The organism is Streptomyces albus subsp. chlorinus (assembly GCF_013302895.1).
Lineage (GTDB): Bacteria > Actinomycetota > Actinomycetes > Streptomycetales > Streptomycetaceae > Streptomyces > Streptomyces chlorinus.
In genome coordinates, this window is sequence record NZ_VJOK01000001.1 from 5,215,330 (window position 1) to 5,230,739 (window position 15,410).

17 protein-coding genes and 1 tRNA gene are annotated in these 15,410 nt (G+C 70.6%); 7 read left to right on the forward strand and 11 right to left on the reverse strand.

Translation table 11 applies throughout. The annotated features are described in order from the left end of the window. Positions 1 to 56 precede the first annotated feature (56 nt). Positions 57 to 794 (reverse strand): TetR/AcrR family transcriptional regulator, encoded by a 738-nt coding sequence (locus FM076_RS22900; protein ID WP_173872839.1) that lies wholly within the window; start codon positions 792 to 794, stop codon positions 57 to 59. A 341-nt stretch (positions 795 to 1,135) separates the two neighbouring features. After that, positions 1,136 to 2,083 (reverse strand): AurF N-oxygenase family protein, encoded by a 948-nt coding sequence (locus tag FM076_RS22905; RefSeq protein ID WP_173872840.1) that lies wholly within the window; start codon positions 2,081 to 2,083, stop codon positions 1,136 to 1,138. 193 nt (positions 2,084 to 2,276) lie between these two features. Between FM076_RS22905 and FM076_RS22910 the strand changes: the two genes are divergently transcribed. Next, positions 2,277 to 3,392: a ferritin-like domain-containing protein gene (locus tag FM076_RS22910; RefSeq protein WP_173872841.1), complete on the forward strand. Its 1,116-nt coding sequence runs from the start codon at positions 2,277 to 2,279 to the stop codon at positions 3,390 to 3,392. Between the two features lie 47 nt (positions 3,393 to 3,439). Further along, the gene (gene dnaK / locus FM076_RS22915) at positions 3,440 to 5,425 is read left to right on the forward strand and encodes a molecular chaperone DnaK (protein ID WP_243274609.1); all 1,986 of its coding nucleotides are present in this window, start codon (positions 3,440 to 3,442) and stop codon (positions 5,423 to 5,425) included. 274 nt (positions 5,426 to 5,699) lie between these two features. On the opposite strand, the gene FM076_RS22920 is transcribed toward dnaK, so the two are convergent. Continuing rightward, positions 5,700 to 6,251, reverse strand: a complete 552-nt coding sequence (locus FM076_RS22920; RefSeq protein ID WP_428814978.1) for a MarR family winged helix-turn-helix transcriptional regulator — start codon at positions 6,249 to 6,251, stop codon at positions 5,700 to 5,702. An 80-nt stretch (positions 6,252 to 6,331) separates the two neighbouring features. Here FM076_RS22920 and FM076_RS22925 point away from each other — a divergent pair, with 80 nt between their 5' ends. Beyond that, positions 6,332 to 6,877 (forward strand): carboxymuconolactone decarboxylase family protein, encoded by a 546-nt coding sequence (locus FM076_RS22925; protein ID WP_173872842.1) that lies wholly within the window; start codon positions 6,332 to 6,334, stop codon positions 6,875 to 6,877. 22 nt (positions 6,878 to 6,899) lie between these two features. Here FM076_RS22925 and FM076_RS22930 read toward each other — a convergent pair whose 3' ends face one another. Next, positions 6,900 to 7,403: a DUF5949 family protein gene (locus tag FM076_RS22930; protein ID WP_173872843.1), complete on the reverse strand. Its 504-nt coding sequence runs from the start codon at positions 7,401 to 7,403 to the stop codon at positions 6,900 to 6,902. Positions 7,404 to 7,677: 274 nt separating this feature from the next. On the opposite strand from FM076_RS22930, the gene FM076_RS22935 reads away from it, so the two are divergent. Continuing rightward, entirely contained in the window at positions 7,678 to 8,133 is a 456-nt protein-coding gene (locus FM076_RS22935) for a hypothetical protein (protein ID WP_173872844.1), read from the forward strand. Positions 8,134 to 8,259: 126 nt separating this feature from the next. Here FM076_RS22935 and FM076_RS22940 read toward each other — a convergent pair whose 3' ends face one another. The 5 genes from FM076_RS22940 to FM076_RS22960 form a co-directional block, all read right to left on the reverse strand. Then, a complete protein-coding gene (locus tag FM076_RS22940; RefSeq protein ID WP_173874939.1) occupies positions 8,260 to 8,667 on the reverse strand; it encodes a rodlin in 408 nt (135 codons plus the stop codon). A gap of 138 nt (positions 8,668 to 8,805) precedes the next feature. Further along, positions 8,806 to 9,087: a hypothetical protein gene (locus tag FM076_RS22945; RefSeq protein ID WP_173872845.1), complete on the reverse strand. Its 282-nt coding sequence runs from the start codon at positions 9,085 to 9,087 to the stop codon at positions 8,806 to 8,808. Positions 9,088 to 9,364: 277 nt separating this feature from the next. Continuing rightward, positions 9,365 to 9,991: a chaplin gene (locus tag FM076_RS22950; protein WP_173872846.1), complete on the reverse strand. Its 627-nt coding sequence runs from the start codon at positions 9,989 to 9,991 to the stop codon at positions 9,365 to 9,367. A gap of 153 nt (positions 9,992 to 10,144) precedes the next feature. Beyond that, positions 10,145 to 10,381, reverse strand: a complete 237-nt coding sequence (locus tag FM076_RS22955) for a chaplin family protein (RefSeq protein WP_173872847.1) — start codon at positions 10,379 to 10,381, stop codon at positions 10,145 to 10,147. A 329-nt stretch (positions 10,382 to 10,710) separates the two neighbouring features. Continuing rightward, complete coding sequence (locus tag FM076_RS22960; RefSeq protein WP_173872848.1) at positions 10,711 to 11,112, reverse strand: rodlin; 402 nt, start codon at positions 11,110 to 11,112, stop codon at positions 10,711 to 10,713. 365 nt (positions 11,113 to 11,477) lie between these two features. On the opposite strand from FM076_RS22960, the gene FM076_RS22965 reads away from it, so the two are divergent. Further along, a complete protein-coding gene (locus FM076_RS22965; protein WP_173872849.1) occupies positions 11,478 to 12,473 on the forward strand; it encodes a universal stress protein in 996 nt (331 codons plus the stop codon). Positions 12,474 to 12,862: 389 nt separating this feature from the next. Here FM076_RS22965 and FM076_RS22970 read toward each other — a convergent pair whose 3' ends face one another. Both FM076_RS22970 and FM076_RS22975 read right to left on the reverse strand, forming a co-directional pair. Continuing rightward, positions 12,863 to 13,336, reverse strand: a complete 474-nt coding sequence (locus FM076_RS22970) for a DUF3574 domain-containing protein (RefSeq protein ID WP_173872850.1) — start codon at positions 13,334 to 13,336, stop codon at positions 12,863 to 12,865. Between the two features lie 326 nt (positions 13,337 to 13,662). Then, positions 13,663 to 13,734, reverse strand: a tRNA-Arg gene (locus tag FM076_RS22975). Positions 13,735 to 13,885: 151 nt separating this feature from the next. Here FM076_RS22975 and FM076_RS22980 point away from each other — a divergent pair. Together FM076_RS22980 and FM076_RS22985 are read left to right on the forward strand one after the other, a co-directional pair. Further along, positions 13,886 to 14,359 carry a response regulator gene (locus FM076_RS22980; RefSeq protein WP_173874940.1) on the forward strand — a complete coding sequence of 158 codons (474 nt, stop codon included), beginning with the start codon at positions 13,886 to 13,888 and terminating at the stop codon, positions 14,357 to 14,359. Between the two features lie 199 nt (positions 14,360 to 14,558). Next, positions 14,559 to 15,374 carry a DALR anticodon-binding domain-containing protein gene (locus tag FM076_RS22985; protein ID WP_345945174.1) on the forward strand — a complete coding sequence of 272 codons (816 nt, stop codon included), beginning with the start codon at positions 14,559 to 14,561 and terminating at the stop codon, positions 15,372 to 15,374. The last annotated feature ends 36 nt before the right edge of the window (positions 15,375 to 15,410 follow it).

The window sequence follows — 15,410 nt, forward strand, 5'->3', positions numbered from 1 at the left end:
ACGCCCGGGCGCAGCGACCCCGGCCGGGCGGCTCTCGGCCGGCCGCCCCCGCCTCGTCACTGTCCCAGCAGGTGTTCCGAGTCGGCCACCACCGGCAGCACCCGGCGCACCAGCTCCGCCACGGGGCCCTCGGGCTCCTCCATGGCGAGGGCCCTTCTGGCGGCTTCGGCGGTCACGGGGTCCGAGGCGGCGGTGGCCACCAGCACGGCGACGAAATGGTGCACCAGCCAGTCCCGCAGCTCGGAAATGGGTGGCTGTTTGCCCTCGTCCAGCCAGATGAGGGAGGCCGCCTCGACGGCCGCGATCCAGGTGCGTACGGCCATCCGCAGCCGTGCCGATCCGGGGCCTGCCGCGGCTTCCAGGTGGGCCAGGATCTGGCCGGCCGCATCCCTGCGCACCTCGTCGACGATGGCACTGGTGCGGGAGGTCTCCACCACGCTGCCGCCCTGGAGGAGCGCCATGAAGCCGGCGTCGTGCTCGTCGACGAACGCCAGGTAGCGGTCGAGCGCCCGGGCCAGCCGTGTGGTGAGCGGACCGGTGTGCGGCTCGGCGAAGCACTGTTCGAGCCGGTCGGCGGCGCTGCGCAGTGCCGCCTCGTAGAGCTGCTGCTTGCCGCCGGGGAAGTACCGGTAGACGAGGGGACGCGAGACGCCCGCGGAGGCCGCAACATCGTCCAGAGAGACGTCCTCCGGCAGGCGGTGCGCGAACAGGTCGAGTGCGTGGCTGAGCAGTTGGCTGCGCCGCTCGTCCACGCTCAGCCTGCGATACGCCGGTGCGGTGCCGCTGCTGCTCATGCAGGGCAGCGTAACCGCTGCGGTGCGCAGAGGTGTTCCCTGGCTCCTCCGTACTTCCTCACGAGGGCTTCACAGGGGGTTCACGGCCGCCCCGCCGGACACCTCGCACCCCGCGCACCCCACGCAGCCCTCCCCGCGTCGGACAGGACACACCCTTCGATGGCCGGACGGGACGCAGCCTCGGTGTACCGGTCGCGCAGATGCGAGGCCCCGCGAGAGACGCCCCGCCTCGTTCCGTACGGAACCCGCCTCGTTCCGTACGGGACTCGCACGGGTACCCGGCCTCACCGCGACCGGGTCCTCCCTCACGCGACCGGGTCCTCCCTCACGCGATCGGATCCTCACTTGGCCAGCAGGCCCGAACTCACCCACAGCCTGCGGCCGACGCCGCGCAGTACGCCGATCTCGTCGAGGAAGTCGGTCAGCCGCTTTGCGCCGGTCTGCATGATGTCGCGGCGGTGTCCGCTGGCCTTCACCTGGGCGACAGCCTCCCGCTTGTCCAGGCCGACGTTCTCGTACACCTGCGGGTTGACGAAGGAGATGGAGAAGACGCGGGCCGCCTCGCCGGAGCTGAGCCGGGTCAGCTCGGCCTCCCAGCGGGGGCAGCTGACCATCTGGCGGCGCAGCTCCTCGCGCGCGTAGCGCACATGGCGCGCCTCCTCGATGACGTGGATCCGCGTCACGCCGCGCACCAGTGGCTGGATGCGCTCGTCCGGGAAGGTCAGCCGCTGCATCCAGTCGAGGATCTCCTCACCCAGCAGTGTGCAGGTGAACGAACCGGGCGTGGTGGAGACGGTCTTGAGGATGCGCGCCAGGTTGTGGTGCAGCCGCGAGACGGGGTAGGCGGGTGCGCCGCCCCGCTTGATCATGCGGGCGAACATCATGGAGTGGCGGCACTCGTCCGCGATCTCGGTCAGCGCGTACCGCACATGGTTGCTGGTGAGCGGCTTGTCGTAGATGTGCCGCACCAGCAGCTGCATCAGGATGACCTCGAACCAGATGCCCAGCGAGGCGAGTGAGGCCGCCTCGTGCCGGGCCAGTTCCCTGCGCTGCTCCTCGGACATGCGGCGCCACAGGGGCGTGTCGTAGAGCGACACCAGCTCCGGCGGCCAGAACCACTTGTCGTCCGCGAGCGGTGCGTCCCAGTCGAGTTCGGTGTCCGGGTCGAAGGAGTGCTTCCGGGAGGACTCCAGGAGGCGCTCCGCGACCTGCTCACGGTCCTTGAGCAGACCGAGGGCGTCCCTGAGCACCTCGCGTTCCCTGTCGGCGATGTCAGGCGCTGTTGTCATTGCTGGGGCACCTCTTCGTTCGGGGGTGCCGGTCCACGAGGGGGTTACCGGCGGTCACATCCGCTGTCCTTCTTATGAGACTGCTTGTCAGTAAGGACGTCAATCCCTCGCGCACAACTCGTTGACCGACCGGTAACACGCGTGTGAGCCTGCCAAGTGCCCGTCCACGCAGGGCGGTCCGTGACCGAAGGAGATGTCCGTGTCCACACACGCTCTCTACGCGCGCGCAACCGACGCCCCCCACTGGCAGGTGCCCGCCTTTGGCAGCGCCCGCTTCTCCTGGGAGTACGACGACGGCCGTGACCGTCTCCTCGCCCTCTACCAGAAGGGCAAGGACAAACAGTGGGACGGACAGCGCCGTATCGACTGGGACCTGGAAGTCGATCCGTACGACCCGCTGGGCACCCCCGACGAGGCCCTGACGCTCTACGGCACGCCCTACTGGGGCAAGATGAGCGAGGCGGAGCGCGGCGAACTGCGCCGGCACTACGCCTCCTGGCAGTTCAGCCAGTTCCTCCACGGCGAACAGGGCGCCATGGTCTGCGCCGCTCGCATAGTGGAGTCCGTGCCCGACATGGACGCGAAGTTCTACTCGGCCACCCAGACCATGGACGAGGCCCGGCACGCCGAGATCTACGGCCGCTTTCTCCACGAGAAGGTCGGCATGCTCTACCCGATCAACGACAACCTCCAGTCGCTCCTGGGCGACACCTTGCGCGACTCCCGTTGGGACATGCCGTACCTGGGCATGCAGGTGCTGATCGAGGGGCTGGCACTGGCCGCCTTCGGGATGATCCGCGACACCACCGACAAGCCGCTGCCCAAACAGATCCTCGCCTACGTCATGCAGGACGAGGCCCGCCATGTCGCCTTCGGCCGGATGGCACTGCGCGACTACTACAAGCATCTGTCGGACGCCGAGTTGCGCGAGCGTGAGGAGTTCGTCATTGAGGGCTGCCATCTGATGCGCGACCGTCTCAAGGGTGCCGAGGTGCTGGAGAACTTCGGCATCCCGCGCGCCGAGGCCGACGCCTTCAGCGAGCAGTCCGAATACCTCCAGCTGTTCCGCAAGCTCCTCTTCAGCCGCATCGTCCCCTGTGTGCGCGACATCGGCCTGTGGGGGGAGCGTCTCCAGCGCGCCTATGTGGACATGGGCGTCTTCGAGATGGGCGACCAGAACCTCGACCTCCTGATGGCACAGGACGAGGAGGTGGCCGAGAAGCTGGACGCCGAGCGCTTCGCTGCGGAGGAGGCCGAACGGACCGCAGAGGTGGCCGAAGCCATCGAGGAGGGCAAGACTCTTCAGTAGCCGGTGCAGCCCACAAGGCACTCAAGGCACTCCTGAGGAGGACGGCCATGGCACGCGCTGTCGGGATCGACCTGGGGACGACCAACTCGGTCGTCAGCGTCCTGGAAGGCGGCGACCCCGCGGTCGTCCCCAACGCCGAGGGAGCCAGGACGACACCGTCGGTGGTGGCGTTCGCCAAGGGCGGTGAGGTGCTCACGGGTGAGGTCGCCAAGCGGCAGGCGGTCACCAACGTCGAGCGCACCGTCCGCTCCGTCAAGCGCCACATGGGGGAGGCCACCTGGCGCTTCCCGTCCTCCGGCACCATCGACGGCAAGTCCTTCACACCCCAGGAGATCTCGGCGCGTGTCCTGCAGAAGCTGAAGCGGGACGCGGAGACCTATCTGGGGCAGGACGTCACCGACGCGGTGATCACCGTTCCGGCGTACTTCAACGACGCGGAGCGCCAGGCCACCAAGGAGGCCGGCGAGATCGCGGGCCTGAAGGTCCTGCGGATCATCAACGAGCCGACCGCCGCCGCCCTGGCCTACGGCCTCGACAAGGAGGAGGACCAGATCGTCCTGGTCTTCGACCTGGGCGGCGGTACCTTCGACGTCTCGCTGCTGGAGATCGGTGAGGGCGTCCTGGAGGTCAAGGCCACCGCGGGCGACACCGGTCTGGGCGGTGACGACTGGGACCAGCGCGTGGTCGACCACCTGGTGAAACTGTTCCGGGACGGGCACGGCGTCGATCTGTCCAAGGACAAGATGGCCGTGCAGCGGCTGCGCGAGGCGGCGGAGAAGGCGAAGATCGAGCTGTCCTCGTCGACCGAGACGACGATCAACCTGCCCTACATCACGGCGTCCGCCGAGGGCCCGCTGCACCTGGAGGAGAAGCTGACCCGGGCGCAGTTCCAGCAGCTCACGCAGGACCTTCTGGAGCGCTGCAAGGGACCCTTCCACCAGGCGGTCGAGGACGCGGGCGTCCGCCTCTCCGACCTCCATCACGTGATCATGGTGGGCGGCTCCACCCGCATGCCGGCCGTCACCGAACTGGTCCGCGAGCTGACCGGACGCGACCCGCACAAGGGTGTGAACCCGGACGAGGTCGTGGCGATCGGTGCCAGCCTGCAGGCGGGTGTGCTCAAGGGTGAGGTCAAGGACGTCCTGCTGCTGGACGTGACGCCGCTGTCGCTCGGTATCGAGACCAAGGGCGGCATCATGACCAAGCTGATCGAGCGCAACACCACGATCCCGACCAAGCGCTCGGAGACCTTCACCACGGCGGAGGACAACCAGCCCTCGGTGCAGATCCAGGTCTTCCAGGGCGAGCGGGAGATCGCGGCGTACAACAAGAAGCTGGGCATGTTCGAGCTGACCGGTCTGCCGCCGGCCCCGCGCGGGGTGCCGCAGATCGAGGTCACCTTCGACATCGACGCCAACGGCATCATGCACGTCTTTGCGAAGGACCTGGGGACGGGCAAGGAACAGAAGATGCAGGTCACCGGCGGCTCCAGCCTCCCCAAGGAGGACATCGACCGGATGGTGCGCGAGGCCGAGCAGTACGCCGAGGAGGACACGCGGCGCCGTGAGGCCGCCGAGACCCGCAACCACGCGGAACAGCTCGTCTACCAGACCGAACGTCTGCTGGCCGACACCGACAGCGGTGCGATCCCCGCCGAGACCCGCACCGAGACCGAGGCCGCGCTCGCCGACCTCAAGGCGAAGCTGGCCGAGACCCCGGACGACCCGGCACGGGCCGCCGAGCACACCACCGCTCTGCGCCAGGCCGCCGACCGTACGACGGCCGCCGCCCAGCAGATCGGCACCGCGATGTACGCCAGGGCCAAGGAGCGCCAGGAGGGTGCCGAGGGACCTCGGCCGGCCGACGAGGGCCGGCGGCAGAGCGGCGCCCCGGGGGAGGACGACGTGGTCGACGCGGAGATCGTCGACGACGAGACGGACGGGAGCGGGCAGCCGCCCGGGGGCCGGGGGCAGTCACGCGGGAACGAGGGACCGGGCGGCGACCAGGGACCGGGCAGGCCCGACGGAACGTGATCCCCGCAGGCCCCGGACGCGACCGGCCCCAACGGCACCGGCCCCAACGGCACCGGTCCGGACAGTACCGATCCCAACGGCACCAGTCCGGGCGCCGGCAGCCCGCGCACGGCACCGGCGAAGACGGCCCGGACAGAGCGACGGCGGCCCGGTCGGCACCGCCCCGTGTGAAGGACCGCGGGTCCGGGTGACGGCGGAAGTGCCGCCCCCGGCGGGGAACCATGCGGTACGGGCGGCGGCGCCGGCGAGCCCGGCGGTCGTGACCGCCGGCCGCTCAGTCCCCGAACCAGCCGGCCGCGTCCAGCCGGAACGCCGCCGGGCCCGCCACGGTCTCCAGCGCGTCCTCCAGCTCCGCCAGCCGCCGCTCGCCCACCTGATCGGCCCAGCGTCCGCGCAGCTCCTCGAAGACGGCTCCTGACAGCACCAGCGCGTCCTGCCCGCGCGGGGTGAGCCGGACGCGCTTGCGCCGGGCGTCACCGGGGTCGGCCACCCGCTGTGCGTAGCCCAGGGCGGCGAGCCGGTCGACGGTCTTGCCGGCCGCCTGCTTGGAGACGCCCAGCCGACGCCCCAGTTCGCTCGCGGTCACCCCGTCCGGCCCGATGGCCTGCATCGCGAATCCGTGTGCCGGGCGCAGTTCGGGGTGCCCGTGGTCTGCCAGCTCCTCGTGCAGCTGGTCGATGAGCGAGCGGAAGCCGGCGAACAGCAGCAGCGGAAGCTCGAACCCCCACCGCCCGGGGCGCGCTTGGGAATCGTCCCGGTTCCGCTCGTCACCCGGATCATCCTCGACAGAATCGACAACCTGGTTTACCTTTTTTTCGACAACCACATTGACGATTTTAGAAGACGGACCCGCGAAGGCGGCATCCGTGACGACGCGAACGACGCACCTGTGGAGAGGGAACGACCATGTCTGAGACGGCCTTCCGGGAACTCACCGTCCATACCGCCCCCGCGAACTCCCGCCGCCTGATGGAGGCGACCGAACAGAAGCTCGGCTTCCTCCCGTCCGCGATGGCCCGGCTGGCCGCTTCGCCGCACACCCTGGAGGCGTTCGCCCGCATCAGTGCCGCCTTCGAGGCCACCACCCTCGAACCGCTCGCGCGGGAGACCGTCATCCTCACCGTCGCGACGCGCAACGAGTGCCATGTCTGCGTCGCCATGCACACCCGCAAGCTGCGCGCTCTCCAGGCGGACGAGGAACTGATCCAGGCACTGCGCGAGGGCGGCCGGCTTCCCGACGCCCGGCTGGAGGCCGTACGTGTCTTTACCGTCGAGGTTCTCGCTCGTGCGGGCGGCGTGGACCAGCGGGTGCTCGACACCTTCCTGGCCCACGGCCACACGCCGCGGCAGGCCCTCGAAGTCGTCCTCGGCGTCGGCGCCTACACCCTCTCCACGCTGGCCAACCGGCTCACCGGCGCACCCGTCGACCCCGAGCTGGAACCGTACGCGTGACGCCCTCCGACCGCTGTCGGGATCAGCGCGCGACCCGCATCACGGGCAGCAGGCAGTGCGCCGAGGTCGCCAGCGTCTCGTCGCTCACGAACGCCCGGAGTGCCTCCGGCTCGATCTTCCCGCCGGGGTTCCCCTGCGACCAGGGCCGGGTCGCGAGCAGGAAGTAGAGGTGCCCGCGGTCGTGCGCCGCGGTGACCCACTCGGGGGGTGTCGCGTACTGGACGCGCATCCCCGGCAGCGACAGCGCCACTTGGCCGCCCTCGACGAGCGCGGTCACCGGGAACTGCCGCCGCCCGGGCGCGGTCGCGTCCACGATGTCGCCCCCGACGCTCAGGCCGAGGTCCGTGGCGAACTGCCGCATCGCCGCGGTCGTCTCCTCCGGGGTGGCCGGGCCGTCGCCGAGTGAGAAGAGGAGCAGGAAGGCCATGTCCCTCCCGTCTCCGTAGTCACCGGCCCAGCCGACCACGTTGAGAGTGCCGAACTGGTGCTGCTGCATGCCGCCTTGGGCGGACTGGAGGGAGGTCATGGAGGGGCACCTTAGTGGTGCGGAGGGGGCCACCAGGCATCGGAATCACCCTGAATGACCACCTTCGGCGCGTGAACACGCCACCGGGGGGCGGGTCGTTCTGGTGTGCGTCGCCACCCCGCTGACGGAGGTCACCCGGGAGCCGCCCGCGGCAACGTGCCCCGTCGGCTCCCCGGCGACGCTGGAGTGCCACCCCGTCGCACGACTACTCTGTGGAGTTGCACGGTAACAACATGTCGCCCTCTTTCTGGGCGACCTCTACACGGTGGTGAACATGCGCAAGTCCGGAACCGCCCGTCACAAAGCGCCCGCTTCGTGTGCCCCGCGCGTCCTGGCCCGGGCCGGGGTCCTGGCCGCGGCTCTCGGTGCGGCCCTCGGAACGGCCGTACCGGCGGCGGGAGCGGCCGAACAGGGCGGTGAGGGGAAGCCCGGCCAGGACGTGGCCGCCACGGCGCTGACGCGCGGCCTGGAGAAGCCCGTCCAGGAAACGGCCAGGGGTGCCGGCGTGGCACTCGGCCACACGCTGAAGACGGTCAGCGACATCCAGCTCGACCCGCTCGCCAACACCGGGTCGGACCCGCTGGACAACTCCGTCGGCACCCAGATCGCCGACTTCCGCCCGATCAGCACCGCTGCGCTCACCGGCCCGCTCGCCAGTGGGGCCTCCCTCGGCGAGCTTCCCGTCGTGGGCCCGGTCCTCACCCGGGCGACCGGCGTACTGCCGCACTGAAGCGCCGGGACGGAGAGGCGGCCGAAGGGGGGGGAAGGCGACAGAGGGGGAGCACGCGAAGAAGCCACCGGCTGGGTGCCGGTGGCTTCTTCGTACGGTACCGCCAGGACCCTGTGGTCCCTTGGCTCAGCGGTTGTTGGTGCCGTTGGCGGACAGCAGCGGGATGTCGTCCACGACGTGCGACAGCGGCTCGTCGCCCTTCGTCTGGGACGAGTTCTCCACGCAGTTCTGCTTCTGCCAGGTGGAGAGGATGTTGATGTCCTGGACCGTGATCGGGATGAGGCCGACCACGGAGCCCACGTTGAGCTTGTCGAAGTTGAGCGCGCACAGGTCGTTCAGGGTGCCCTGGATGAGCATGTTCTGCGGGCTCATGTTGCCGTAGGTGGCGGCGTTGTTCTCGGCGCGGTCGGCGCCGTTGCCGTTCACCGTGGTGGCGCCGGTGTCGTTGCCGGTGGCCAGCGCCTGCGGGGCGGCCATGGCGGAGATGCCGACGAGGGAAAGGGCCACCGTGGCGGTGGACAGGGCCTTCTTCATCATGGGTTCTACCGTTCTTCCTGGAATGGTGCGGAAGTCTGGGACGCCGGGTCTAACTGTCTTCCGCCTCATGAGTTTTTCCTTTTCACCTGAATGGTGAGTACGCCGTGACCCGGAAATCCGTTACGGCGCGGGGTGTCACCCGACCAGCGGAAGTCCGCCCAGCAGGTTCTGACCGCCGATCAGCTGCCCGTCCTTGCCGGGCTCCTTCACGGCCTCCACCAAGGCGTCGAACGCCGGACCCTCCACACCCAGCGGGGGAGAGGAGGAGAGGAGTTCACCGCTTCCGAGGGCGTAGTCGAGACCGCCGTTCAGGCTCAGCCGCGGGCCGGTCGGAGTCTCGTTCGCGAAGGCGGGTTGCGCGGCTCCCAGAGCCATCACCGACCCCGCGACGACGGCGGCGGTCCTCGTGTACTTCATAGGGTGTGTCTTCTCCCGGGAACTGAGGGACTGTCCCACTTCTCACCCGTCGGGGTGACGACGCCGCGGCACAGCGGCAGCCGTGCCGGATCGCCTTCGCGCGCCACGGTGCGGACCGCGCGTCGCGACGGCGTGGATCGCGCATCGCGGAACAGCGGGCTAGGCGGCGCCGCGATGCGCGGGTGTTCCCGTGGACGAACCGGATGCCCCGGGAACGTGACCGGTGGGACGTGGTCGGAGAGACCGCGATCACACGAACGCGGTCACAGGGGCACGGTCAGACGTGACGCCGGGTCGCGCGGCGATAGAGCACCACGCCGCCCAGCAGCGTGCCCACGCCGAGCGCCGCCGTGCCCCAGGCACCGCTTCCGCCGGTCTGTGCGAGCACATCGGCGGCCGCGGACCCGTGCTCGGCCGCCCGCGGAGCAGGCGGAGCCGCCTCACCGGCCGGGTCGACGGGAGTCATCGCCTTCCCGCCCTCATGGACGCGGGTCTCGGCGGGCTTCTCCTTCGGGTCGGCGAGCTTCTTCTCAGCAGGCTCGTCCGGACGCTCCGGGGCGCTCGCCGCCGACTTCTCCTCGGTCCGCTGCTCGGTCCGCTGCGGAGGCTTCTTCGGCTCCTCCTTCGGCTTCTGCGGGTGGTGAGGCTGCTTGGGCGAGGGCGCGTCGTTGACGCAGGTGTTGCCGAACGCCGGGTTGAGCAGCGCGATGACGTCGATCGTGTTGCCGCAGACGTTGGCCGGTACGTGCACCGGAGCCTGGACCACGTTGCCCGACCCGACGCCGGGTGATCCGGCGGCGCTGCCACCGGCTCCCGCGTCGGCCTGGGCGTAGCCGGCCGCGCCGGCGAGCGCTCCCGTTGTGGCCACCGCGGTCAGGAGGCTCTTGCTCAAGACCTTTCGCATGGTCTCTTCCTGCTCTCAGTCTGGTGCGGAAGGCACGGAATCCTCGCGATTCCGCTTCCGCGTCTCAGGAAACCGGACGGCTCCGGTGCGTGGGCGCCACGGCGCACGCACCGGAGCCGGTCCGAGCTGATTCCCGCACAGAGGGCGGGGGCGTCAGTCGTTGACGCAGGTGTTGCCGAACGCCGGGTTGAGCAGACCGATGATGTCGATCGTGTTGCCGCAGACGTTGATCGGCACGTGGATCGGGACCTGGACGACATTGCCCGAGATGACACCGGGGGAGTTCGCGGCGCCACCCTGGGCACCAGAGTCGGCGAGAGCCGGAGCGGCGGCGGTGCCCAGGGCCATCAGCGTGCCTGCGGCGACAGTCGCGACCTTCGTGTACTTCACGTGGGAGTCCTTTCTCAAGCGGGTTTCCCTGGACCACGGATTTCGTATGTCCACGAGTGCTGGCTGATCGCCCGCAACTCCGCTGTCGCCATTCGTAACGATGTCGCGTTCCGTACGACACGAGTTATGCCGAATTCCCTGCTTCATCCCTCAAGTGGCCTAATGAAAACCGGGGTCACGTCACTCGATGAGGTGTGTGGGGTGTCACCGCGGTGGAAGCGCGCGGGTGGAATGCGGTGTGCGTGGCCGCGGAGAAAAACGGAAGACCCGGGACGCGTGCGCCCCGGGCCCGTTGCCCGCGTTCCGATCCGGCCGCGGCCTGCGCCGCCTCAGCGGTTGCCGGTGCCGTTGCCGGAGAGGATGGGGATGTCGTCGAGGAGGTGCGAGAGCGGCTCGTCGCCCTTGATCTGGGAGGAGTTCTCGACACAGGTCTGTGTCTGCGGGCTGGACAGGATGTTGATGTCCTGCACGGTGATGGGCACCAGACCGACCAGCGAGCCCAGGTTGAGCTTGCCCGGCAGCGCGATGCACGGCTTGTTCAACGAGCCCTGGATCAGCGCGAACTGGGGGCTCCAGTTCCCGTAGGTGGCGGAGTTGCCGTACATCTGGTCCGCGCCGTTGCCGTTCACGGTGGTGGCGCCGTGGTCGTCGCCGATGGCCGCGGCCTGCGGGGCGGCCACGCCGACGACCGCGGTGGCAGCGGCGGCCGTGGCCAACGCGTTCTTGATCATGGGTTGTCCTCCTGATGTGGAACTCGGACGCGGAGCGCACTGGACAACTGGGCCGCATGGGGTTGGTTGCGCAGTTTCACCCGGACGACGAGGGACGGAGTCGAAGGTCGGTTCATCATTCCGGGGGACCGGGCCGCGTCCGCATGGCCCAGGTGGTGGGCCGGGCGGCGGGAAGCCGCTCGTGTGTTCCTCTCCGCGCCCGGCGTGTCGGCCCCGGCGACCGGGCCCGCCCGACCGGCCTGCCCCAGCGGCCCGCCCGATCGGGCCACCCTCTCCTGCCGTCCGGGGCGCCGGACGGTATCCCTGGAAGTGGGACGCGCCAAGGCCCCGCCGCCGCGTTCGCGGTCCCGGAAGGGAGCACCCGCGTGACCGTGACCGTTGTGGTGGGCGTGGACGGTTCCGCGTCGAGCCTGGCCGCCGTGGACGTGGCCGCACGCGAGGCCAGGCTCCGCGCGGGCGTGCTGCGGATCGTCCACGCCCTGGTGTGGCCGACGGCGAAGGTGCCCCTCGGTCCGTCCGTGATGGGCCCGCCCGAGGGCGGTGTGCGCAAGCTCGCGGAGAAGACCGTGGAGGAGGCCGTTGCCCGCGCCAGGACCTCGGAGCCGGGCCTCGAGGTCACCTCCGCGGTGATCAGCGGGGACCCGCTGTCCGTGCTCACCGCCGAGTCCGCCGGCGCCGCCCTCGTCGTCGTGGGCACCCGCGGTCTCGGCGGGTTCACCGGGCTGCTCGTCGGCTCCGTGGCCGTGTACCTCGCCGCGCACGCCGACTGCCCCGTCCTCGTCACCCGCGGCAGGAGCAACCCGGCCGGGCCGGTGCTGCTGGGCGTGGACGGTTCCGAGGTGGGTGACGCGGCCGTCGGCTGGGCCTTCGCGGAGGCGTCGTTGCGCGGCACCGAACTGGTGGCGATGCACAACTGGAACAACTGGACGGGCCCCGTCAGCGCCGGCTCCGGCGTCCAGCTGCCCACCTACTACGACGTCGACCTGTTCCGGACGGAGGCCGAGCGCGAACTGGCGACGGCCATCGCCGGGTGGCGCGAAAGGTACCCGGACGTCACGGTGACCCCGCGCCTCGTCCAGGAGTACACCCGGCAGGCCCTCATCGCGGCCAGCGAGGAGTCCCAGCTGCTCGTCGTCGGCGCACGCGGCCGGGGCGGCTTCGCCGGGCTGCTGCTCGGTTCCGTCAGCCAGGCCGTGCTGCATCACGCGCACTGCCCGGTGGCGGTCGTACGGACGCACCGCGACCACGGACGCGACCACGGGCATGGGCGGCCCGGCCATGGGCATGGGCCCGGCCATGGGCACGGGGTGCCGCGCCGCCCGTGGCATGGTCACCGGGCCGACGGCGCTCCGGACGACTGAGCGCCGCCCGGGCGGCGGCCGTATGGCCCGACACGGCACCGGCGGCCGTGAGCCACGCGAGAGGCGGGACGCCCTCCGGCCGGTCAACACGCCGTCCCGGCCCGCCCGTTGATTCTCCCGCCGCCCTCGGCGCACACCAACGCCCTGTGACCGATGTGGATGTCGGTCACAGGGCGTTTTCGTGCTTCCCCGCATGCCCGAGAGAAGAGCCCGCTGCCTGAACAGCTCCTCCACCGCGCCTGCGCCAAGCCCACGAGGGGCCGGACCGGTCATCACCAGAGTGTGAGAGGACGGGGAGAGAGGGGGGGACGCGGGGAGGACGAGTGATCCATGACCGCGCTGGTCTAACGGAGCCCCGGAGTAATGCGGGACTCCGTGGGTTCGCACAGTCAGAAGTCGGCCCGCTCGTGGTCGTCCGTGCGGAGAACGGACTCCTGGTCGTAGAGGCGCTTGTAGGCGCTGCGGATCTTCTCGAGATCGGCGTCGTGGTCGCGGGCCTCCGAAGCGGGGTAGAGGACGCTGAGTTCGTACGAGCCCTCACGGCCGATGTGTCCGTTCTGGTCGCGCCATTGTCCGCGGCCCCGCTGGATGGTCAGCCCTGAAGGGAACTTCGGGGTCACGTGTTTGTCCACGAACGCGAGGAACTGCCTGTTGGAGACCGGTGGCTTGCCGTCCGGCCGGCCGGTGCCGAAGTAGAGGCGCGTGTTGATGTACGGCTTGCCTCGGGCAACGGTCGCGGACTCGGCCTGGTGGCCTGGCGCCGGCTGCCGGTCCAGTGCCGCGTATGCCTGCGGGGTTCCCGTGACGATTGCGAGAGCGGCCGATGAGGCGACGATGCGTGAGCGCGTCTTCCTGGAGAGCACGATGGCAACGGTCCCTTCGAGCTGTGTCCACTCGGGAGAGGGGCGGTGGAGTCCTGTCGGGTACGACCCTTCTGCGGACCCTGCCGGTTTGTCAGCCGCTTCCGGGAAACGGCCCGGCCCGGGGACTGCCGCGTTCGCCTTCGGTGGTGCGGGGCCGAGAGGGTTCCAGCCTGCGGACGGCGCGGCCCGGGATCATCATGTCGCTCATCACGTGCTCACCGACATCGGCCTGCGTCCGCACCCGATCGCATCCCGCCGCACAATGACAAACGCCCCGCAACCAGCATCCAACCTGGTCACAGGGCGTTTCAGTACTTCAGTGGAAGTACCCCCGGCAGGATTCGAACCTGCGCACACGGCTCCGGAGGCCGTTGCTCTATCCCCTGAGCTACGGGGGCGTGCCGTCTGGGCGGCGACAGGTAGAACACTACCAGGTCATCAGGGGTGGGGTGGAACGGGTTCGGTGGGGGCAGGGGCGGGGTGGGAGGGAAATGGACAAAAGCCGGACGCGGGTGGAGGGGCCCGCCTAGGCTTCTGGGTGTGCCAGGTATGTCCGGCCGGGTGCTTGTTGTCGACGACAGCAGCGTCATCCGGCAGTTGATCAGGGTCAACCTCGAGCTGGAGGGCTTCGAGGTGGTGACCGCCGTCGACGGTGCCGAGTGCCTGGATGTGGTGCATCGTGTCCGGCCCGACGTCGTGACGCTCGACGCGGTGATGCCACGTCTGGACGGTGTGCGTACGGCGGAGCGGTTGCGGGCCGACCCGCGTACGCGGCACCTGCCGCTCGCGCTCGTCAGCGCGTGCACCGAGTTGGAGGGCGACGGTGTGGTGGGGGCCGAGAGAGGGGTGGACGCCTTTCTCGCCAAGCCCTTCGAGCCCGTCGATCTGGTGCGGATGGTGCGCAGGCTGACGCACGGCAGACCTGGTGCCGGACCGGAGGCGGAGGGCGGTGTGCCGGGGCAGGACCTCGGTGCCGCGCCCGGGTCCTTCGGGGCCGCCGTGTCCGAAGTGGTGGAGCCGTAGGCGGCAGTGGTGGGGCTGTAGGGCGGCAGTGGTGGAGCCGCGAGGCGGCGCGCGCCATGGCTCGGGGCGGCCCGCGTGTGCTGTGGGTGTCGCGTCCGGCGCGCTGCGTGAGCGGGTGCGGTCCGCGCGCGGCCGGCGAGGCGTCCAGGTCGCGAAACCGGCTCGCGCTTCCCCACCCCGCCTCCCATACGCTTGCTCTGTGACCCCCGCCCAGCTCTCGCGCACCATCCGGCACCTGCTGTGCCGTGGGCTCCCCGACTCCTCCGGCGACCTGTCCGCCACGCGTGTCGTCGTCGAGTCCCCGCCCCGGCGGGGGGAGGGGGACTACGCGACCGGGATCGCCTTCCGTGTCGCGGCGGCGAGCGGGCGTGCCCCGGGCGAGGTCGCGGCCTCGCTGTGCGCGCGGCTCCTGGCCGAGGCGGACGGGATCGCGGACGCCAGGGTGGTCGGCGGCGGCTTCATCAATGTGACGCTGACGCCCCGGGCGCGGGCCGGACTGGTGAGGTCTCTCACAGCGGACCGGCCGGCCGGTATGCCGGACCCGGCAGCCGAGCCGGGACCCGAACCCGGCGACGTGCCCGCCCGTGACATCCCGCGGTGGGCCGCGCTCACCGGCGAGAGCCCCCGGGACCTCGCCGTCCGCAGCGAACGCGCCGGCTCTCTCTTCCGGGTGCAGTACGCGCACGCGCGCGCGTGCGCCCTGCTGCGCAACGGGCGGCGGCTCGGGATCGGGCCCGCCGCCGAGTGCGCCGAACCGCTCGCGCCCGCCGGCGCCCGGCTGCTGGCCCTGCTGGCCGACCGGGCGCGGATCACGTCGCCCGGCCCGCTGGCGCGGCACCTCGACGCGGTCGCGGGCGCCTTCGCCGCGTTCCGCGAGTCCTGTGAGCCGCTGCCGCGCGGTGAGGAGAAACCCGGGGCCGCCCACCGCGGCCGGCTGGCCCTCGCCGAGGCCACCCAGGCGGTGCTGGCAGGCGGCCTGTCCCAGCTCGGCGTGACCGCACCCGCACATCTTTAAGACCGCACTTCTCAGGACTGGGACACAGGGACTCCA